Here is an 18,740-nt window from a genome sequence, read left to right as displayed (position 1 = left end):
CCTCCCGCCCTCACTGCACCTTCACCGGACTCAACAACACCTCCACGCGCCGGTTCATCTGCCTGCCGGCCGCCGTCTCATTGGAGGCCACGGGCTGCGCGGATCCGTAGGAACGCGTGCTGAGTTGATCGTTGCGGACGCCCTGGCGGACCAGCGCGTTCAGCACCGCTTCCGCGCGCCGTTCCGACAGCGCGAGGTTGGACGCCTTGGAGCCGACGTTGTCCGTGTGCCCTTCGACGACGGCACCGCGCGTCGGATCGTGCTTGAGGTAGTCGACGAGCTTTCCCATGCTGCGTCCTCCCTCGGCGCTCAAGGTCGATCGGCCGGTCTCGAACAGCGTGTCGCCCAGCGTGAGCACCATGCCGCGATCGGTACGGACCGCATGCAGGTCGGTCAGCTGGGTTTCCAGCTCCCTCACCCGCACCTCCTTGTTCGCGAGCTCCGATTGATCGCGCGACATCTGCGTGTTCGCCGCGTTCAGCGCGACGTCCTGCCGGACGTTGTCGCGTCGCGATTGGGCCAGCTGTCGCTGGGCCGTCTCGGCTTCCTGCGTGCGCAGCATCAGGCGCTTCTGATCACGCTCGGCGGCGATGCGGTCCACCTGCGCCTGCGCGGCGCGGGACGTCGCGGCCTCCTGCGCGATGACGACGCGCTGCTGCGCGACGTAGGCCAGGTGGTCGACGTCCGCGTTGTCGGCGCCGGCCTTCGCCGCGGCGTCCGCCTGGGTCAACGCCGCGTCGGCGCGCATCAGCTCGTTCGGGGCGAGGCTGGCGACCTGCGGGTCGGCGCGCACCGCGTCATGGCGCGCGTGCGCACGGTCCAGGGACGCATGGCGATCGGGCAAGGCGCCGCATGCCGCCAGCGATGCGGCCAGGGTCGACACGAGCAGGAGATGGAGCGGGGTCAAGGCATTCATGGGGAGTCCTTCAATTCGATGGGGGCGGATCAACGCGGCGTGCGGCGGGCCGCCTCTTCGTCCAGGGCGCGCGCGGCGGCCTGCGATTCGGCCGAGGCCTGCTGCGAGCGCGCGGACTGCGCATGCGCCACCGCGGCCTGCGCGTCGACCTGGGCCTCGTCGGCCAGCCTGCGGGCGCCGACGTAGTCCTTGGCCGTCTGGGCGGCGCGCGCCGCGCTGAGCTTGCCGACGGCCAGCTGCAGTTGCGCGCCGGCAAGCCGCGCGGTGTCCGGCGTGTTGGCGCCCTGGACGGCCGCTTCGGCGACCGCCAGTTGGGCGACGGGATCCGGCGTGGTGGCGCAGGCGCCAAGCACCAGCGCAGCGAAGGTGATGAGCGTCAACGCGGCATGCCGCGTCAGCGAATGGGGGATAGTCATGGGGGTGCCTCCAAGGGCAGTGAGCACCCAGCATGGGGCGCGCGACACGGCGCGTCTGTCCGGCGCCGTACGTAGCGGCCCGAATGGCCTGCACGCCGAGGACTGGCGCCGAGGCCTGCGCCGAGACCTGGCGCAGAAGCCAGGCGCAAAAGACACAACCCCGTGAGCGACCGCCAGGACTTCAGTCGAAGCGCCTGACGTCGAGCGCCTGGCCGATCGACCAGATCACGGCGTGGCGTGCGCTCTCGTCGTCGGCCTTGCACACGCAGCCCGTCATCTCGAAGACCTTCGGGGCCATGTGGAAGGTCGCGATCCAGGTCAGGAAGCTGTCCCTCGCGATGACGTCGGCGCAGACCTTGACGGATCGGCCCGTGTCTTCAAACGTGTGCTGGAAGTCGACCATCAGTGACTGGCTCATCGTCCGTTCCCCCGCAGCGCCTGGCTGACGCGAGGTCTGGGAGGCCCAGGTGCGCGTGCGGTCAGTGGCGATCATTGAAGCACGGATGCCTGGGCAGGCATTGCCATTCTTTTCTGCCCGGGACGGAGACGGATTCGCCTCCGGCGCCGCGTCCCGGCTCGGAGCAGGCAGGGACATCGCGGGGACCTCCAGCGTGCGGCAGCCCACAGACCCCGCGGCGCCGCGACCTCAAGCTGCGGGTGTCCCCTCGATCCCATCGCCGGAGTCCCGCTCATGAACGCCCTGCTGATCCTGTCGGTCGCGCCCCTCGCCGTCCTGGGCGCCGTGCTCATCGCCTACGGCTCGTTCGGCTGGGGCATGTCGCTCTGGCTGGTCGCCATCTCGCTGAGCCAGGTGAGCTTCCTGGCCGACGCGTGGGCCGAATACAAGCGCCAGGACGCCACCGCGCTGTCCCTGTACGCGGCCTTCATGACCTGCATCCGCCGCATCGCGTGAGGAGCGCGCCATGACACCGATGACACCGATGGCCCCCATGAACGATGCGATCCTCGTGCCGATCGACGGCAGCCGGGCCGCCGACGCCAGCCTCGCCTACTCGCTCGGCCTGGCCGTCGCGCTGAAGGCCCGCGTCGTGCTGCTGCACGTGATCGATGCGGAGCCGCTCTTCCTGCAGACCGCCGACGACTTCAACGAGCATCGCCGCACGCTCCGCGCCTACGGGGAAGAACTGCTCGGGAAGGCCGCCGTGGCCGTCCAGGACTGCGGACTGCAGGTGTCGTACTTCCTGCACGAGACCGTCGAGTCCCATGCCGCGGCGATCATCGTCGCGCAAGCGGTAGCCCAGCATTGCGGTCTCATCGTGCTGGGCACGCATGGCCGTCGCCCGTTGAGCAGGCTGCCGCTGGGCCGCGACGCCGAACTCGTGCTGCGCGACAGCGCCGTGCCGGTGCTGTTCGTCCGCTCGCCGGTCCCCGAGGACACCCGGGCCTCCCGACACGGCGAGGCCTCGTCCGACCGGAGGCCCCTCACCGCCTGACGCCGATGCCGGCGGCACTTGATCCCCTGGCATCGCCGTTAGTGGCGTAGCATCGCAGTCGACTGAAAGACAAGCCGCAGTGCCCGATCGGGACAAGCGGCGTTCCCCCTGACCACCCCCGGTCCGGCTCATCCCCTCTCGAAAGCGCCGATGTGACCCAGCAGGCCTACCCCATCGTGGGCATCGGCACCTCCGCTGGTGGTCTGGATGCCCTGAGCGAACTGCTCTCCCTGCTGCCTGCGGACGCAGGCATGGCGCTGCTCGTCGTGCAACACCTCGATCGCTCGCATCCGAGCCTGCTGACGGAGATCCTCGCCCAGCGCACGCCGCTCGCCGTGGAGGAAGCGACGGACGGCCAGCTCGTCGAGGAGAACCACGTCTACGTCATCCCGCCCGACACCAGCATGTCGGTGGCCCACGGCCGCCTGGTGCTCCGCCCCCGCGGCGAGACCCTGGGCCCGCCCATGCCGATCGACGACATGCTGGATTCGCTGGCCAAGGACCAGGGCAGCAAGGCCATCGGCGTCATCCTCTCCGGCAGCGGCACCGACGGCGCCATCGGCATGCAGGCGATCAAGGGCTGCGGCGGCATCGGCTTCGCGCAGGACGACGATTCGGCGCGGTACACGAGCATGCCGCGCGCCGCGGTGGAACTGGGCGGCGTCGACCGCACGCTCCCGCCCGCGCAGATCGCCGCCGCGCTGCTGCGGCTGGTGCGCAACCCCTTCCTCGACGTGCAGGCGCTCGATGCCGACGACCGCGGCGGCTCGCACGACGGCGCCCACATGGACCGCGTGTTCCGCCGGCTGCACGCCGTCTGCCACATCGACTTCACCCACTACAAGCGCGGCACCGTCGAGCGGCGCCTGGGCCGTCGCCTGGCGCTCCACGGGCTCGAGCACCTGGCGGCCTACCTGCCGGTCCTCGAATCGGACCCCGAGGAAGCGCATGCGCTGTGCCACGACCTGCTGATCCGCTACACCGAATTCTTCCGGGACCCCGAGTCCTTCGTCGCGCTGTCGGACACCGCGCTGCCCCGGCTGCTGAAGCATGTGGACCCCGCGTTGCCGCTGCGCATCTGGGTGCCCGGCTGCGCGACCGGCGAGGAGGTCTATTCCATCGCCATCTGCGTGCTGGAGCACCTGGCCGAACACGCGCCGCACCGGCAGGTGCAGCTCTTCGGCACCGACGTCAGCGAGGAGTCGCTCGCCATCGCGCGCAACGGCCGCTACATCGAGAACATCGCCCGCAACGTCACCGCCGAGCGCCTGGCCCGCTTCTTCATCCAGGACGGCGATCACTACCGCGTCTCCAAGAGCCTGCGCGACTGCTGCACCTTCGCGCGCCAGAACGTCGCCTACGACCCGCCCTTCTCCCGCATCGACCTGATCAGCTGCCGCAACCTGCTGATCTACCTCGACCCGACGCTGCAGAAGCGCATCATGCCGGCCTTCCATTTCGCGCTGCAGCGCGAAGGCATGCTGATGCTGGGCCTGTCGGAAACGGTCGGCGCCTACTCCGAACTCTTCAGCGCGCTGGAGGGCAAACGCACCCGGCTCTACCTGAAGAAGGCCGTGCCGCATCGGGTCCTGGCCGCGATGGGCCAGCCGGTGCGACCCGCGATGACGGCGGTGCCGAGCCCGCGCCGCAACGGCACGTCCCTGCCGCCGGACCGGGACACGCTGCGGCGGGAGATCGACCGGATCTCGATGGCGCGCTTCACGCCGCCGTGCGTGCTCTGCGACGACGACCTCAACGTGCTCGAATTCCGCGGCGAGACCGGCGCCTTCCTCGCCCTGCCCGCGGGGGCGCCGACGCAGCAGCTGCAGCGCCTGGCGCGGCCGGGCGTGTTCATCGCCGTCAGCGAGGCGCTGCGCCAGGCCCGCACCGAGGCCTCGCCCGTGCGCCGCACCGGACTGCGCGTCGAGACCGGCCCGGGCCAGTTGCGCGACGCCGCGATCGAGGTCGTGCCGCTGTACCCCGGCGAGACGGGGCCGCGCTGGTTCCTGGTGTTCTTCCTCCTGTCCGACACGCCCCTGCCGCTGCCGGACACCGTCGTCCGGACGGGGCTGACGCAGACCGTCAAGGCGGCGGTGCTGGCACGGCTGGCGGGCGGTTCCGCGCGCCGCAACGACGTGGACCGCGGCGAGATCCGGCGCCTGACCGACGAACTGCGCGCGACCCGCGAGCAGACCCGCGTGATGCTCGAGGAACACGATCGCGCCATGGAGTCGCTCAAGGCGCTGGAAGAGGAGACGCAGTCGAGCAACGAGGAGCTCCAGAGCACCAACGAGGAACTGGAGACCGCCAAGGAGGAGCTCCAGTCCCTGAACGAGGAGCTGTCCACGACCAACGACGAGCTGCGCTTCCGCAACCGCGAGCTCAAGGTCCTGCATGACGAGGTGACGCAGGGGCGCGACTTCGCCGACGCGATCATCGAGACAATGTCCAGCCGCTGCTGGTGCTGACGACGGACCTGCGCGTCACGCGCGCCAACCAGGCCTTCTACGCCGCCTACGAGACCAGTCCGCGCGAGACCCTCCAGCACGTGCTGTACGAACTGGGCGACGGTCAATGGAACATCCCCGCGCTGCGCGAACTGCTCGAGACCCTGGTCCCGCGGCACACGCGGGTGCGCGACTACGAGCTCACCGCGGTCTTCCCCCACATCGGGGCGCGCACGGTCAAGCTCAACGCGGCCCGCGTGGCCTGGCCGGACCGCACCCTGATCCTGCTGACGATCGACGACGTCACGACCAAGCACCGCGCCTTCGACCGGCTGACGCAGGCGGACCGGCAGAAGGACGAGTTCCTGGCGATGCTGGCGCACGAGCTGCGCAACCCGATGGCCGCCATGACCAACGCGATGCACCTGTGGCGGCATGAAGGCGCCGACGACGCGACGCGGCACAAGGCGGTCGCGACCATCGAGCGGCAGCTGCGCAATCAGGTCCGCATGGTGGACGACCTGCTGGATGTCTCGCGCATCAGCCGCGGCATGGTGTCGCTGCACATGGAGCGCCTGGACCTGTCGCAGATCGTGCGGCAGGCGCATGACGCGCTGCGCCAGCCCATCGAGGCGCGTCGCCACGAGCTCACCGTGACCCTGCCCCCCGGACCGGTCTTCGTCGACGGCGACGCGGTGCGGCTGGAGCAGATCGTGGCCAACCTGATCGGCAACTCGATCAAGTACACCCCGGCCGGCGGCGTCATCCACGTGTCGCTGCAGCGCGGCGAGCAGGAAGCCGTGCTGACCGTGACCGACAACGGCATCGGCATGACCGAGGCGTTCCAGGCCGAGCTCTTCACCGTGTTCGTCCAGGCCGACCGCTCGGCGGGCCAGAACATGGGCGGGCTGGGCATCGGGCTGGCGGTCGTGCGCCGGCTCGTCGAGCTGCACGGCGGCCAGGTGAGCGCCTTCAGCGCGGGCCTGACCCAGGGCAGCCGCTTCGTCGTGAGACTGCCGTACCGCGAGGAGGCCGCAAACTTGCCCGATGCGCGACCGCAGCCGCCGGCCGAGCCCGTCGCAAAGTCGCCGCGCCGGGTGCTGGTGGTCGACGACAACGCCGACGCGAGCCAGAGCACGGCGGCCTTGCTGACGCTCGCCGGGCACGACGTGCAGATCGCCGACGACGGACCGTCCGCGCTGGCGCAGATGCGGGACTTCCGTCCGGACGCCGTGGTGCTCGACATCGGTCTGCCGGGCATGAACGGCTACGAGGTCTGCCGCCAGTTGCGCGAGATGCCCGGCCACGAGGACACGCTGGTGATCGCGGTCAGCGGCTACGGCCAGCTGGACGACGTCGATCGGGGCCGGAGGCCGGCGTCACGCATTACCTCACCAAGCCCGCGGATCCCGATGAGATCGCGCATCTGCTCGGGCAGCATGCGCAGGCGCAGGCATAGGCGCAGGTAGTTGCAGGCGTAGGCGTCGGCCCGGGCCATCGCAGGCAGTTGCGGGCGTCGTCGCCGGCGTGGAAGGCCCGGGTACGCCCCTTGCTGAAGGGAGATCGATCCGAGCCGCTTCTGCTGGGTAGACCGTGGGGTCACTGGTGTCCGCCCCTCGCCTCCTTCCATCGTGCGCAGTTCCGGCCGGCGATGGCTGCCCGCCTGCCGCCCGTTCCCTGGAGCCTCGCCATGATCGACACCGCCGCGACGACCTCGTCGTTCCCCTTGCCACGCGCGTCCGACGACCGCCCCTCCCCACCGGCCTCCGCGGCTGAAACCGCCGACACGCCGTCGCTGGCCGGCCAGGTCGCCCTGATCACCGGCGGCAGCCGGGGCCTCGGCGCGGCGATCGCGCAGGTGCTCGGCGAATCGGGCATGCGCGTCGTGCTGGCCGATCTCGACGTGGAGCGCGCCCGCAACCGCGCCGCGGTCCTCGCGGAACTCGACATCCAGGCCGTGCCCCTGGCGCTGGACGTGTCCGACCCGCGGCAGTGCGAGCAGGCGGTCGCGGACACGGTGCGGGACCTGGGCCGGCTCGACGTGCTGATCAACAACGCCGCGATCGACGTCACCGCGCCCTTGTCCGAACTCAGCGTCGAAGACTGGCAGCGCGTGCTCGCCACCAACCTGTCCGGGCCGCTGCTGATGGCCAAGTTCGCCTCCGCGCGGATGTTCGGACAGCCGCGCGGCGGTCACATCGTCAACATCGCCTCGACGGCGTCCAAGCGCGCCTGGCCCAATGCCAGCGCCTATCACGCGACCAAGTGGGGCCTGCTGGGCCTGTCTCACGCGCTGCATGCGGAGCTGCGGGACCGGAACGTGCGCGTCTCGGCGATCGTCGCCGGCGGCATGAAGACGCCCTTCCTGCTCGACCGCTTCCCCGACATCGACGTGGCCACGCTGCAGGACCCGATCAACGTCGCGCGCGCGGTGCGCTGGGTGCTGACGCAGCCCGCCGGCACCGTCATCCCCGAAGTGACGGTGCTGCCGATGCGCGAAAGCTCCTGGCCATGAGCCTGCCCCTCGATCCGCTCGGCATGCTGCCGGTCCAGGACCTGGACCTGGCCGCGCCGGCCGCGGAGCGCGCCCGCGGTGCGCCGCTGCGGCCCTGCCTGTTCATCGACAAGGACGGCACGCTCATCGAGAACGTGCCTTACAACGTCGATCCCCGGCAACTGCGCTTCATGCCGGGCGTGGGCGCGGCGCTCGCGCGGCTGCAGGCGGCCGGACTGGCGCTGGTGATCGTCACCAACCAGAGCGGCATCGCGCGCGGCCATTTCTCGCGCGCGCAATTTGCGCAATTGCAGGAGGTGCTGCTGCAACGTCTGCGCGACGAGGCCGGCGTCGCCATCGACGATCTCATGCTCTGCCCCCACGAACCCGATGCCCAGGGCCGTCCCGCCTGCCTGTGCCGCAAGCCCGCGCCGGGCATGCTGATCGGCGCGGCGCGCCGGCTGAACCTGGACCTGACGCGCTCGTGGATGGTGGGCGATACGCTCGACGACGTCGAGGCCGGCCACCGGGCCGGCGCGGGCGGCCTGCTGTTCGACAGCGGCGGGGAAACCGTCTGGCGCCGCTCGCCGCTGCGCGAGCCGGACGCCGTCTTCACCGACTGGGACGCGCTGGCGGCACACCTGCTGGCGCGGATCGGCGATTCATGGCAAGGGAGCTCCTCATGCTCGACAAGTGGAACAGCGCGCTGAAGGTCCTGCCGCCCGAGCGGCTGCGGGAAACGGTCTCGCGGGTCGCGCGCCCGCTGGTGTTCACCAACGGCGTGTTCGACATCCTCCACGCCGGCCACGTCGCCTACCTGGAAGCCGCCAGCGCGCAGGGCAGCAGCCTGGTCGTCGCGCTCAACAGCGACCGCTCGGCGCGCGGCCTCGGCAAATCGGACCATGCCGGCGATCGGCCCTTCCACACGCTGGCCGACCGGGCGCGCGTCGTGGCGGCGCTGGCCTGCGTGTCCTGGGTGACCTGGTTCGACGAAGCGACGCCGGCCCTGCTGCTGCAGGCGCTGCGGCCGGAGGTCTACGTCAAGGGTGGCGACTACCGCATCGAGGATCTGCCGGAAACCCCGCTGGTGCGCAGCTGGGGCGGCCGCGTGACGATCGGCCCGCTGCTGCCGGGGCATTCGAGCACCGGCCTGATCGAACATCTGCAGGCGACGGCGCGATGATCCCCGAGCTGGCGCGGCCCGAGGTCCTGATCGTCGGCGACTGCATGCTGGACGTGTACCTCGAAGGTGCCGTGGAGCGCATCTCCCCCGAGGCGCCGGTGCCCGTGCTGCGGCTGCATCGCCAGACGCAGCGGGCCGGCGGCGCGGCCAACGTCGCGCTCAACCTGGCGCAGCTGCGCTGCCCGTGCACGCTCACCGGCCTGGTCGGCGCGGACAACGCGGGCGCCTGCCTGATCGCGCTGCTGGACCAGCCGGGCATCACGCAGCACTTCGTGCGCAGTCCCGGCGTCGACACGACGCAGAAGATGCGCATGGTCAGCCGGCGCCAGCAGCTGCTGCGCATGGACGTCGAGTCCGCGCCGCCCGCCGACGCCGTCGACGAACTGACCCGGCTGGCCGGCACGCTGGCCGAACGCCACCGCTGGATCGTGCTGTCCGATTACGCCAAGGGCGCGCTGCGCGACGCGGGCGTGCTGATCGAGCGCTGCCGCGGGACATCGCGCCAGGTGCTCGTCGATCCCAAGCGCCGGGACCTGGCGGCCTACGCCGGGGCCTGGCTGATCAAGCCCAACCTGGCCGAACTGCACGAGGTGCTCGGCGACTGGCCGGACGAGGCCCAGCTCGGCGACCGCGTCGCCTCGCTGCTGGCGCGGCTCGACATCGAGCACCTGCTGCTGACGCGCGGCGACGACGGCATGAGCCTGTACTCGCGCGGCCGCGGCGGCCTGCACATCGCGGCCCATACCCGCGAGGTCTACGACGTCAGCGGCGCCGGCGACACCGTGCTGGCCGCGCTGACCTGCTTCCTCGCCCGCGGCGAGACGCTGGAGGACGCCGTGCGCGCCGCCAACCAGGCGGCGGGTCTCGTCGTCGGCAAGTTCGGGACGGCCTCGGTCACCTTGGACGAACTCGGAGTGCCTGCATGAAAGCCCTGTCCTTCCCCGCGCCGTTCCGGGCGCCCTACTCGACCACGCCGGTGCTGCCGGCCGCGCGGGGCCGGCGCGCGTCGCCGCGACCACCGCCCGGTCCGTCGCCGGCGACGGCCCTCTTCGACGAAGGCCTGCGGGACCACCGCGCGCTGTTCGACCGCCTCGACGCGATGTGGCCGGCCATCGCCGACGCGGCGATCCTGATGACCGAGACCTTGCGCGCCGGACGCAAGCTGCTGCTCATGGGCAACGGCGGATCGGCCGCCGACTGCCAGCATCTGGCCGCGGAGTTCGTCGGCCGCTTCCACGCGGAACGCGCGCCGCTGGCCGCGCTGGCCTTGACGACCGACAGCTCCGCGCTGACCGCGATCGGCAACGATTACGGCTTCGCCGAGGTGTTCGCGCGGCAGATCGCGGGCCTCGGCGTCGCGGGCGACTGCGTCATCGCGATCTCCACCTCGGGCAACTCCACGAACGTGCTGCGGGGACTGACGCAGGCCAGGCAGCTCGGCATGAGCACCATCGGCCTGAGCGGACGCGACGGCGGCGCGATGAACGCGCTGTGCGACCTCTGCGTGGTCGTGCCGCACGGCGACACCGCCCGCATCCAGGAGGCGCACATCTTCATCGGGCACAGCTGGTGTGCGCTGGTGGAGCAGGCGCTCGCCACGCCGTCGTGAGCGGCCCGCCGGAGGACATCGCGTCGCCGTTCCGGTCGTTCTGGATGGGCGGCTACGAGGGCGCCGATCACGTCAACGCACGCGGCGACGCGCTCGACATGGTGCGCGTCACCGGCCACGACCGCCAGCTGCGCGGCGACTACGCCGCGGCCCGCGGCCTCGGCCTGCGCTGCGTGCGCGAGAGCGTCGGCTGGCGCCTGAGCGAACGCGAGCCCGGCCGCTGGGACTTCTCACGCGCCTGCGAGATGGCACGCACCGCGCGGCGCGAAGGCCTGCAGGTGCTGTGGACGCTGATGCACTACGGGGTCCCGCCCGACCTCTCGCTGCGCGACGACCGCCTGATCCCGCGCTTCGCGCGATTCGCGGCCGAGGCGGCGCGCGCGCTGAGGCCGCTGTGCCCCGCGCCGCGCATCTACACGCCGGTCAACGAGATCAGCTTCCTCGCCTGGGCGGCGTCCGCGACCAACGGCATGGGACCGGCCGGCGTGCTGGGCGACGCCGGTCAGGAGGACACGGGCGTGAGCGGCTTCGAGATGAAGCGCCGGCTCGCGCATGCCGCGCTCGCCGGCATGGCCGCCATCCGAGAGGTCGACCCCGAGGCGCGCTTCCTCCACATCGAGCCGGTCGTGCACGTCGTGCCGGCGGAGGACACGGACGAGCTGCGCGCGCTTGCCGATCGCATCGCGTCCTACCAATGGCAGTCGCTGGACATGCTCTCGGGCCGCCTCTCGCCGGAGATCGGCGGGCATCCCGACGCGCTCGATCTCATCGGCCTCAACCACTACCACAGCAGCCAGTGGGAAGTGCCGACCGAGCGGCGGCTCGCCTGGCATCTGCAGGATCCGCGGCGCATGCCGCTGTCGGAGATGCTGCGGCTCGTGTTCGAGCGCTACGGCAGGCCGATGGTCGTCGCCGAGACCGGCCACTTCGGACGCGGCCGCGCGGACTGGCTCGAGGACATCGCGGCGGAGGCCCGACGCGCTTCGGCACTCGGCCTGCCTCTGCTGGGCGTGTGCTTCTATCCGCTGCTCGACCGGCCGGACTGGAACGAGCCGGAACGCTGGCACCGCAGCGGGGTGTGGCATGCGACGCGCGACGCGCGCGGCGAGGTCCACGGCCGGCGCGTGGTGCATCGATACGCGCGCGCGTTGGCGGCGCTGAGTCGTCAATGAGGGCGTCGTTCGCTCCGGTCCGGCGTCGCTGGTGTCGACCGACCCTGGCACGCCGCCTGCCCTGATGGCCCGTGTTCATCATGGCGAGGATCCATGCATCCATTCGATCTCGACTACGTCGGCCAGCTCGCTGCCCGGGCAGTGACGCCCAAGGGCCGGCAGGCCGCCGTGGCCTCCCGACGCGCGGCGGCGCGCATCGCTGCCCTGCGGGTCTCCGCTGACCCCTATCAGCGCGTGCTGGGCGCGGGGAGCGTCGACGGACTCGGCCAACCAGCCGACCCGGCGAAGACGGGTCGCATCCTCAAGGCCGCCAACCTGTAGCACGGCGCCGCAGCGGCGCCTCGCCGCTACGCCACCGTCTGACGTCGAACCCCGAGCACCGCGCGGAAGTGCTCGATCGTCCGTGTCAACCCGTCCTCCAGGCTGACCTCCGGCTGCCACCCCAGCTCGGTCCGCGCGAGGTCGATGTCCGGGCAGCGGCGCCGCGGATCGTCCTCGGGCAGCGGCATGAACACGAGCGGCGACCGGCTGCCGGTCAGGCGCAGGACCATCTCGGCCAGGGCCAGCATCGTGTGCTCGCCGGGATTGCCGACGTTGATCGGGCCGATGTGCGGGCCGTCCATCATGCGGATCAGCGCGCGCACCGTGTCGTCGACGAAGCAGAAGCTGCGCGTCTGCCCGCCGTCGCCGTAGACCGTCAGCGCCTCGCCCTGCAAGGCCTGCACGATGAAGTTGCTGACCACGCGGCCGTCGCCCGGCCGCAGCCGCGGGCCGTAGGTGTTGAAGATCCGGGCCAGGCGCACGTCGACGCCCTGCTCGCGGTGGTAGGCCATCAGCATCGCCTCCGCGCAGCGCTTGCCCTCGTCGTAGCAGGAGCGCACGCCGTTCGGATTGACGTTGCCCCAGTAGTCCTCGCGCTGCGGATGACGCTCGGCGTCGCCGTAGACCTCGCTGGTCGAGGTCTGCAGCAGTCGCGCGCCGCTGGCCTGCGCCATCGTCGCCAGCCGCCACACGCCGAGCACGCTGCTGAGCACCGTGTCCACCGGCGCCGTCTGGTAATACGCCGGGCTCGCCGGACAGGCCAGGTTGAAGATCCAGTCCGCGCCGGCCATCTCGGGCGTCACTTCCTGGCAGATGTCGCGGCGCTGGAAGGTGAAGCCGCGGTGTCCGAGCAGGTGCTCCAGATGGTCGGCGTCGCCGGTGCTGAGGTTGTCCACGCCCATCACGCGGTCGCCGCGCCGCAGCAGCGCCTCGCACAGGTGGCTGCCGACGAAGCCGGCGGCGCCGGTGACGAGCACGGTGTGAGCGGAGCGGCGGGACTCGGCCGGCAACGTGTCGGCACTCTCGGATGTGGATGCGGATGCGCCCTGCGCGGAGTCGTTCATGTGCTCACCTCGTGCAAGGTCTGCATCCAGTCCGCGACGAAGCGGTCGATGTTGAAGCGCTCGCGGGCCAGCGCGCGGGCCGCGTTGTCCCCATTCCCGCGCCAGTCCGGGATCGCGCAGCAGGCGCCGCATGGCGTCCTCGAGCACGTCCGGCCGGTTGTCGAGGAAGCCGCTCTCGCCGCTGCGGATCACCGTGCTCAGCTCGGTGGTCGCCAGGCCGATCACCGGCTGCCCGACCAGCATCGCCTCGATCAGCGCGAGGCCCAGGCTGGTGTAGCGCGCCGGATGGAAGAAGAAGCGATGCGAGGCCATCCACGCCGGCAGCGCCAGCGGCGACGCCTCGCCCTGCCCGCCCGGCATCTCCTCGCTGCCCATGCCCACCAGCGCCAGCGGCAGGCGCCCGCCCAGTTCCCGATACAGGTCGGCGCCGAGGCGTCGGCCGCGTCGGCCAGATGGTTCACGACCACCAATCCCTTTTCGACCTCGCCCGTCCAGGTCTGCCGGGTCAGCGGCTGCACGCCGTGTTCGATCACGCGCGACGGCGTGTCGCCCGCGTCCCACATCAGCGCATTGAAGTGGGTGCAATGGACCAGCAGCGCGCCCCGGTCCTGCACCCAGTGCCGGGTGTCGGTCGGATGCTGCTGCGGCGGATCGTGCTCCAGGTAGATGCGTGGCAGGCGCTGCTGCGCCGCGTCGAGCCAGCGCTCGCGGTCCTCGTCCCATCCCGCGCGGTGCTGGTAGAGCACGACGTCGAAGGGCATGCGGGCGATCTCGGCGATCGGCGCCTCGTGGACGTTGTCGCCCCACGGCAGCGCGCCCACGCGGCCGGCACGCCCCGGCGCTTGGCCCGGCGCTTGGCCCGGCGTTTGGCCCGGCGTGCGCCCCGGATCGGTCACCAGGTAGAAGTCATGCGGAACCTGCGTGAGGTTGAAGAGGTAGTTGCCGTGGACATGCCACGTCAGGATGCGCAAGCGTCGGGGCATGGTGGCCCTCCTTGATCGTTGGTCCGGTGGCGAGGCGCGGCTGCCGCAGCAGGTCCTCGATCGCGACGAGCACCTCGGCCACGGTCAGTGCCTCGGCACAGGGATGGCCGTAGGGACAGTCGGACAACGCGCAGGGCCGGCATGGCGCCGGCTTGGACAGCACGCGGTGCAGCACGTGATCGACGGGCGTCCAGCGCTCGGCATCGCCGCCGCAGGAAGTCACGACGCTGGGCACGCGCAGCGCCGCCGCGACGTGCGACACGCCGGTGTCGTTGCAGACCAGCAGCCGCGCGCCGCGCAGCAGCGCGCCGAAGGCCCACAGCGAGGTCTGGCCGGCGAGGTTGACGCAGGGCACGTGGAACGCCGCGAGCCGTGATGCGAGCGTCGCCACCAGCGGACCTTCGTCGGCGGTGCCGGTCAGCACGACCGTGTGGCCGGCTTCATGCAAGGCCCAGCCGACGGCGGCGAAGCGCGCGACCGGCCAGCGCCGCGACGGGAGCTGCGCGCCGGCGTGGAGGCAGACATAGGAGGCGACCTCGTCCCGACCGGGCCAGGCCTGGCGCAGGTGCTGCTCGTCGTCGTCGCGCAGCGGGAACGACAAGTGCTCGCTCGTCGGCGGAAGGCCGAGATGGCGGCACAGCGACAGCAGCCGCTGTGTCTCGTGACCGACCTCGGGCCAGGGGAAGAAGCGCGCGGCATCCCGCGCCGGCACCCAGGCCTGAGGGCCGTGGAAGCCGGCGTTGCAACGCGCGCCGAGCAGCGCGAGGAAGGGATTGGTCCGCTCGCCGCTGCCGTGCAGCTGGATCGCGAGATCCCAGTTGCCGCCCTGCATCGCCGCGAGGAAGGCCGGCAGCTCGCGCAGGTCCGGCGGGTGCTCGGGCAGGCCCGGCCAGCCGGGGAACGGGATCCACTCGTCGATGCAGTCCAGGCGCGAGGCGTACTCGCGCGCCGCGGGCAGGCCTATCAAGGCGATATGCGCATGCGGCCACGCCTCGCGCAGCGTGCGCAACGCGGGGACCGCACAGATCAGATCGCCCAAGACTAGGGCGCGCAGCACGAGGACACGCAGGATGGGCGCTTCGATGACCGGTTCAATGACCGCGTCGACGGCCGCGGCGGCCGCGTCGGTCGACACTTCCATCGACCGTTCGATCGGGGACGTGATGGCGGCGGTCATCACAGGAACGGCGTCCGGAAATGCCAGGCGCCGCGCAGGCGCCAGTACACCGACAGGAACGGGATGGCAGCCGACGTGCACAGCATCTCCACCACGTGCGCGGGCGAACGCGACGTGTGCAGCAGGCGCCGCGCGGCGATGCGCAGCATCAGCAGCAGCGCGACGGTCATGGGCAGCGCCGCCGCGCCGATGCGCCCCGACCCCGCCAGCACGGCCGCGGCCAGCGTCAGCGCCACGATCGCGTAGTAGTCCCACGGCGGCACGCGGCGGATGCGGCGGCGGTACAGCGCGGGATGCTTGCGATACAGCAGCGCGTCGAAGAAGACGTTGCGCTGCTGGCGCAGCGACACGCCCCATCGCTCCGGCCGGACCGGATGCCACACCAGCGCGCGCGTCGCGTGCCCCACCGGCCCCAGGCGTTCGAGTCGGAACTGCAGGTCCGAGTCCTCGCGCCACGGGCGCCGGAAGCGTTCGTCGAAGCCGTCGATCGCCACCAGCGCGGCGCGCCGGACGAAGGCGTTGGCGGTGACGAACTCGGCGGTCTCCAGGCCGCGGGTCATCAGCTCATGGTCGGTCGGCGCGCGATGCACGCCGCGCCGGCGGCGCGAGGTCGGCGGCACCCGGACGCGGCCCGACGCGGCGACCCAGTCGGGATGCCGCGCCATCGCGGTGAGGCCCAGCCGCAGCCAGCCGGTCTCCGGCCGCGTGTCGTCGTCGGTGAAGGCGACGATGGGCGCGGTGGCCGCGCGCCAGCCGGCGTTGCGCGCCACGGCCGGCCCCTTCCCCCGGACGGGACACAGGTAGCGGATGAGCGGCGCGCCTTCGAGCGCGGCGATCGCCTGCACCCGGTCGCGGCAACGGCTGTCGTGCCCGTCGTCGACGACGATGATCTCGAAGCGCTCGCGCGCCAGGGTCTGCGCCAGCAAGGCCAGCAGGCAGCGCTCCAGCAACTGGGGCCGCCCATAGGTCGGGATCACGACGGAGACGTCCAGCCCGCGCCCGCTCATGCCACGGCTCCCATCGCCGGCAGCAGCAGCGCGCCGGCCGCCTCGGCGATCTCGCCGGGCGCGATGCCACGCAGGCAGGCGTGGTGCAGTTCCGGGCAGACGCTCTGCTGGCAGTTGCGACAGGGCACGTCGTGGCTCAGCACCCGCGAGGCCACCTGCCACGGCGTGTGCTGCGGATTCGTCAGCGCGTACAGGTCCACTACCGGTGTTCCCAGCGCCGCGGCGAGGTGCACCGGGCCGCTGTTGTTCGCGACCAGCAAGCGCGCATCCGCGATCAGCGCGGCCAGTTCGCCGATGCAGGCGGACGTCGCCACCACGATGGCGGGACCGCGCATCGCGCGCCGCATCTCGGCGAGCAGTGCCACCTCGCCGGGTCCCGCGCACAGGACGGCCACGGTGCGGCCGGTGCGGTCCTCGCGGACGATCCGGTCCGCGGCCTCGCCCAGCCGGTCCGCCGGATAGCGGCGCGACGGGGCGCTCGCGCCCGGATGGAACAGCACATAGGGCCGCCCGTCCGCGAGACCTGCCCCGCGCAAGGTCGCGCGGACCGCCCTGCGATCGCGCGCGACCAGCGCGAAGCGCAGGCGCTCGTCCTGCGTGCGGCAGCCCACGCGGGCCACCAGGTCCAGCTGGCGTCGCACCTCATGGCGCATGCCTGGTCCGATGCGGTCCGGATCGGCCACCTCGTCGCTGAGCAGGCCATAGGCGCGCTCGCGCGCATGTCCGAGCACGAGCGGGATGCCGGCCAGCCGGCACAGCGTCGCCGCCGGGAACACGCTCTGCGTGCACACCGTGAAGATGATCGCGGCGTCCGGGCGCTCCCGGTCGCCGCCGTCGGCGCCGGACAGGCGTCGCACCAGTTGCCGCTCGGTCCAGCCGCGCGGGGTCTCGCCGCGGTCCGCCGCCGCCGCGCCGGCCTTGGTCCATGGCGCGTCGAAGCCGATGACCTCGTCGACCATCGGCAGATGCGGCGCCAGCGCCACCGTCGACGGCGCGGCCAGCAGGGTCAGGTGAGCGCCGGGCAGCGACTCCCGCACCGCGGCGATGGCGGGCGTCGTCATCAGCACGTCGCCCAGGTTGTCCAGCCGGATCAGCAGCACGCGGCGCGCCGCGCGCCAGCGATGGGCGCGGCGCTCGTCAGTCCTTTCGGCCTCGAGCGTCATCCCTTCGCCTCCACGACGGACGACCCGGCGCCGACCGGCACACGTGCCGCCGCGAGGCGGTGGACGCCCTGCGCCTGCCGCGGCGCCCGCCGCGCGGCCAGCCCGCCGTAGACCGCGGCGAGCTTCGCGGCGACGCTGTCCCAGGTGAACTCCCGCTGCGCCCGCTGCAGCCCGGCGCGGCCCATCAGGCGGCCGAGCTCCGGCTGGCGGCGCAGGTCGTCCAGGCGCAGCGCGAGGATCGCCGGATCCTGCGCCGGCACCAGGAAGCCGGTCAGCCCGTCGACGACGCTGTGCTGGATGCCGCCCACCGCCGCGCCGATCACCGGCGTCGCGCAGGCCATGCTCTCCAGCGGCGTGATGCCGAAGGGCTCGTACCACGGCGTCGTCACGAAGACATCGGCGGCGCGGTAGTAGTCGCGCAACTGGTCGCGGTCGCGGCGCCCGACAAAGGTCACGCGCGCTTCCACGCCGCAGTCCTGCGCGACGCGGCGCAGCCGGCCGATCTCGGGCGTGCGGGCCTCGTCCGGCAACGTCGACTCGCCGCCGACGATCAGCAGCCGCCACGGCACCCCCGACGGCAGGCGCGCGACGGCGCGGATCACGTTGTCGACGCCCTTGCGCGGCACCAGCCGGCCGAGCTGCAGCACGATGAACTCGTCCCCCGCCAGGTGCAGCTTGCGTCGCGCCTCGGCGCGGTCCCCGGGGCCGAACTCGTCCAGGTCGACGCCGCAAGGCACCTGCGCGATCCGATCGGGCGGCGCGCGCGCAATGGCGGATCAGATCGTCGGCATCCTGCGGGCACTCCGCGATGACGCAATCGGCCTCTTCGGCGATGCGGCGCTCGATCGCGATGCGCTCCTGCGGGAAGCGGTCCGACTCCTTCTGATGCAGGCGCCGCACGGCGCCCAGCGCGTGGAAGGTCTGCACCAGCGGCACGCCGAGCATGCGACGCAGCCGCAGGCCCACGAGTCCCGACATGAAGAAGTTGGCGTGCATCACGTCATGGCGCACGCTGCCGCGCATCAGCCGCAGCGCGGCGGCGCCGAAGGCGCGCATGTGCGGCAGCAGCTGCTCCTTGGGCACGAAGGCGGCCGGGCCGGCATCGATGTGGAACACGCGCACGCCGGGCCGCATGTCGACGGCGGTCGGCAGCGCGCGCTGGTCGCGCCGCGTCAGGACGTCGACGTGATGCCCGCGCCGCGCCAATGCCGCGGCGACATGCGCCACGTAGACGTTCTGGCCGCCGGCGTCCACCCCGCCCTGCTGGGCCAGCGGGGAGGCGTGTTCGCTGATCAGCGCGACTCTCAAAGGTGCTTCCATGATGGACGGCTCCA

18 protein-coding genes and 2 pseudogenes are annotated in these 18,740 nt (G+C 72.0%); 11 read left to right on the top strand and 9 right to left on the bottom strand.

Going from position 1 to position 18,740, the window contains the following annotated elements; all coding sequences use genetic code 11:
• Positions 1–10 precede the first annotated feature (10 nt).
• The 3 genes from ACFJIX_RS20565 to ACFJIX_RS20555 all read right to left on the bottom strand — a co-directional run bounded on the left by ACFJIX_RS20565 (position 11) and on the right by ACFJIX_RS20555 (position 1,750).
• A complete protein-coding gene (locus tag ACFJIX_RS20565; RefSeq protein ID WP_377154335.1) occupies positions 11–916 on the bottom strand; it encodes an OmpA family protein in 906 nt (301 codons plus the stop codon).
• A gap of 29 nt (positions 917–945) precedes the next feature.
• Positions 946–1,332, bottom strand: coding sequence for a DUF4398 domain-containing protein (locus ACFJIX_RS20560; RefSeq protein WP_377154333.1), 387 nt, complete (start codon positions 1,330–1,332; stop codon positions 946–948).
• Positions 1,333–1,513: 181 nt separating this feature from the next.
• Positions 1,514–1,750, bottom strand: a complete 237-nt coding sequence (locus ACFJIX_RS20555; RefSeq protein WP_377154330.1) for a hypothetical protein — start codon at positions 1,748–1,750, stop codon at positions 1,514–1,516.
• A gap of 273 nt (positions 1,751–2,023) precedes the next feature.
• Here ACFJIX_RS20555 and ACFJIX_RS20550 point away from each other — a divergent pair, with 273 nt between their 5' ends.
• The 11 genes from ACFJIX_RS20550 (at position 2,024) to ACFJIX_RS20500 (ending at position 12,012) form a co-directional block, all read left to right on the top strand.
• On the top strand, positions 2,024–2,245 hold the full coding sequence (locus tag ACFJIX_RS20550; protein ID WP_377154327.1) for a hypothetical protein: 222 nt from the start codon (positions 2,024–2,026) through the stop codon (positions 2,243–2,245).
• Positions 2,246–2,282: 37 nt separating this feature from the next.
• Positions 2,283–2,786 carry a universal stress protein gene (locus ACFJIX_RS20545; protein ID WP_377154325.1) on the top strand — a complete coding sequence of 168 codons (504 nt, stop codon included), beginning with the start codon at positions 2,283–2,285 and terminating at the stop codon, positions 2,784–2,786.
• 152 nt (positions 2,787–2,938) lie between these two features.
• Positions 2,939–5,254, top strand: coding sequence for a chemotaxis protein CheB (locus tag ACFJIX_RS20540; RefSeq protein ID WP_377154323.1), 2,316 nt, complete (start codon positions 2,939–2,941; stop codon positions 5,252–5,254).
• Positions 5,248–6,702 carry an ATP-binding protein gene (locus ACFJIX_RS20535; protein ID WP_377154321.1) on the top strand — a complete coding sequence of 485 codons (1,455 nt, stop codon included), beginning with the start codon at positions 5,248–5,250 and terminating at the stop codon, positions 6,700–6,702. Before ACFJIX_RS20540 ends, ACFJIX_RS20535 begins: the two co-directional genes overlap by 7 nt.
• A 221-nt stretch (positions 6,703–6,923) precedes the next feature.
• On the top strand, positions 6,924–7,748 hold the full coding sequence (locus tag ACFJIX_RS20530) for an SDR family oxidoreductase (protein WP_377154319.1): 825 nt from the start codon (positions 6,924–6,926) through the stop codon (positions 7,746–7,748).
• A complete protein-coding gene (locus tag ACFJIX_RS20525) occupies positions 7,745–8,437 on the top strand; it encodes a D-glycero-alpha-D-manno-heptose-1,7-bisphosphate 7-phosphatase (RefSeq protein ID WP_377154317.1) in 693 nt (230 codons plus the stop codon). The genes ACFJIX_RS20530 and ACFJIX_RS20525 overlap by 4 nt, the downstream gene beginning before the upstream one ends.
• A complete protein-coding gene (locus ACFJIX_RS20520) occupies positions 8,410–8,910 on the top strand; it encodes an adenylyltransferase/cytidyltransferase family protein (protein ID WP_377154315.1) in 501 nt (166 codons plus the stop codon). The genes ACFJIX_RS20525 and ACFJIX_RS20520 overlap by 28 nt, the downstream gene beginning before the upstream one ends.
• Positions 8,907–9,836, top strand: a complete 930-nt coding sequence (locus ACFJIX_RS20515; RefSeq protein ID WP_377154313.1) for a bifunctional heptose 7-phosphate kinase/heptose 1-phosphate adenyltransferase — start codon at positions 8,907–8,909, stop codon at positions 9,834–9,836. Before ACFJIX_RS20520 ends, ACFJIX_RS20515 begins: the two co-directional genes overlap by 4 nt.
• A complete protein-coding gene (locus ACFJIX_RS20510; protein WP_377154311.1) occupies positions 9,833–10,519 on the top strand; it encodes a D-sedoheptulose 7-phosphate isomerase in 687 nt (228 codons plus the stop codon). The genes ACFJIX_RS20515 and ACFJIX_RS20510 overlap by 4 nt, the downstream gene beginning before the upstream one ends.
• Positions 10,516–11,691 carry a hypothetical protein gene (locus tag ACFJIX_RS20505; protein ID WP_377154309.1) on the top strand — a complete coding sequence of 392 codons (1,176 nt, stop codon included), beginning with the start codon at positions 10,516–10,518 and terminating at the stop codon, positions 11,689–11,691. Before ACFJIX_RS20510 ends, ACFJIX_RS20505 begins: the two co-directional genes overlap by 4 nt.
• Positions 11,692–11,784: 93 nt before the next feature.
• Positions 11,785–12,012, top strand: a complete 228-nt coding sequence (locus tag ACFJIX_RS20500) for a hypothetical protein (protein ID WP_377154307.1) — start codon at positions 11,785–11,787, stop codon at positions 12,010–12,012.
• Positions 12,013–12,038: 26 nt separating this feature from the next.
• Here the strand turns inward: ACFJIX_RS20500 and ACFJIX_RS20495 are convergent, their stop codons facing one another.
• The 6 genes and pseudogenes from ACFJIX_RS20495 to ACFJIX_RS20470 form a co-directional block, all read right to left on the bottom strand.
• Positions 12,039–13,076 (bottom strand): UDP-glucuronic acid decarboxylase family protein, encoded by a 1,038-nt coding sequence (locus ACFJIX_RS20495; RefSeq protein ID WP_377154304.1) that lies wholly within the window; start codon positions 13,074–13,076, stop codon positions 12,039–12,041.
• A pseudogene (locus tag ACFJIX_RS20490) lies at positions 13,073–14,059 on the bottom strand (glycosyltransferase). The gene ACFJIX_RS20495 and the pseudogene ACFJIX_RS20490 overlap by 4 nt, the downstream one beginning before the upstream one ends.
• Positions 13,983–15,236, bottom strand: a complete 1,254-nt coding sequence (locus ACFJIX_RS20485; RefSeq protein ID WP_377154302.1) for a glycosyltransferase family 9 protein — start codon at positions 15,234–15,236, stop codon at positions 13,983–13,985. The pseudogene ACFJIX_RS20490 and the gene ACFJIX_RS20485 overlap by 77 nt, the downstream one beginning before the upstream one ends.
• Positions 15,236–16,243 carry a glycosyltransferase gene (locus ACFJIX_RS20480; RefSeq protein ID WP_377154300.1) on the bottom strand — a complete coding sequence of 336 codons (1,008 nt, stop codon included), beginning with the start codon at positions 16,241–16,243 and terminating at the stop codon, positions 15,236–15,238. Before ACFJIX_RS20480 ends, ACFJIX_RS20485 begins: the two co-directional genes overlap by 1 nt.
• Positions 16,240–17,406, bottom strand: coding sequence for a glycosyltransferase family 9 protein (locus ACFJIX_RS20475; RefSeq protein WP_377154298.1), 1,167 nt, complete (start codon positions 17,404–17,406; stop codon positions 16,240–16,242). The genes ACFJIX_RS20480 and ACFJIX_RS20475 overlap by 4 nt, the downstream gene beginning before the upstream one ends.
• Positions 17,403–18,726, bottom strand: a pseudogene (locus ACFJIX_RS20470) (glycosyltransferase family 4 protein). The gene ACFJIX_RS20475 and the pseudogene ACFJIX_RS20470 overlap by 4 nt, the downstream one beginning before the upstream one ends.
• Positions 18,727–18,740: the final 14 nt, after the last annotated feature.

The sequence above is a fragment of the Roseateles sp. UC29_93 genome (assembly GCF_042695725.1).
Taxonomy (GTDB): domain Bacteria; phylum Pseudomonadota; class Gammaproteobacteria; order Burkholderiales; family Burkholderiaceae_C; genus Roseateles; species Roseateles noduli_A.
The sequence above is the reverse complement of the archived record's forward strand: the minus strand, read 5'-3'. Positions and strand labels throughout refer to the sequence as shown.

Bases quoted from the DNA above. Each gene is read 5' to 3' on its own strand.
- ACFJIX_RS20560 (WP_377154333.1), bottom strand. From the start codon at position 1,332: ATGACTATCCCCCATTCGCTGACGCGGCATGCCGCGTTGACGCTCATC.
- ACFJIX_RS20480 (WP_377154300.1), bottom strand. From the start codon at position 16,243: ATGAGCGGGCGCGGGCTGGACGTCTCCGTCGTGATCCCGACCTATGGG.
- ACFJIX_RS20520 (WP_377154315.1), top strand. From the start codon at position 8,410: ATGCTCGACAAGTGGAACAGCGCGCTGAAGGTCCTGCCGCCCGAGCGG.
- ACFJIX_RS20545 (WP_377154325.1), top strand. From the start codon at position 2,283: ATGAACGATGCGATCCTCGTGCCGATCGACGGCAGCCGGGCCGCCGAC.
- ACFJIX_RS20525 (WP_377154317.1), top strand. From the start codon at position 7,745: ATGAGCCTGCCCCTCGATCCGCTCGGCATGCTGCCGGTCCAGGACCTG.
- ACFJIX_RS20510 (WP_377154311.1), top strand. From the start codon at position 9,833: ATGAAAGCCCTGTCCTTCCCCGCGCCGTTCCGGGCGCCCTACTCGACC.
- ACFJIX_RS20565 (WP_377154335.1), bottom strand. From the start codon at position 916: ATGAATGCCTTGACCCCGCTCCATCTCCTGCTCGTGTCGACCCTGGCC.
- ACFJIX_RS20475 (WP_377154298.1), bottom strand. From the start codon at position 17,406: ATGACGCTCGAGGCCGAAAGGACTGACGAGCGCCGCGCCCATCGCTGG.
- ACFJIX_RS20515 (WP_377154313.1), top strand. From the start codon at position 8,907: ATGATCCCCGAGCTGGCGCGGCCCGAGGTCCTGATCGTCGGCGACTGC.
- ACFJIX_RS20555 (WP_377154330.1), bottom strand. From the start codon at position 1,750: ATGAGCCAGTCACTGATGGTCGACTTCCAGCACACGTTTGAAGACACG.
- ACFJIX_RS20485 (WP_377154302.1), bottom strand. From the start codon at position 15,236: ATGACCGCCGCCATCACGTCCCCGATCGAACGGTCGATGGAAGTGTCG.
- ACFJIX_RS20550 (WP_377154327.1), top strand. From the start codon at position 2,024: ATGAACGCCCTGCTGATCCTGTCGGTCGCGCCCCTCGCCGTCCTGGGC.
- ACFJIX_RS20495 (WP_377154304.1), bottom strand. From the start codon at position 13,076: ATGAACGACTCCGCGCAGGGCGCATCCGCATCCACATCCGAGAGTGCC.
- ACFJIX_RS20500 (WP_377154307.1), top strand. From the start codon at position 11,785: ATGCATCCATTCGATCTCGACTACGTCGGCCAGCTCGCTGCCCGGGCA.
- ACFJIX_RS20530 (WP_377154319.1), top strand. From the start codon at position 6,924: ATGATCGACACCGCCGCGACGACCTCGTCGTTCCCCTTGCCACGCGCG.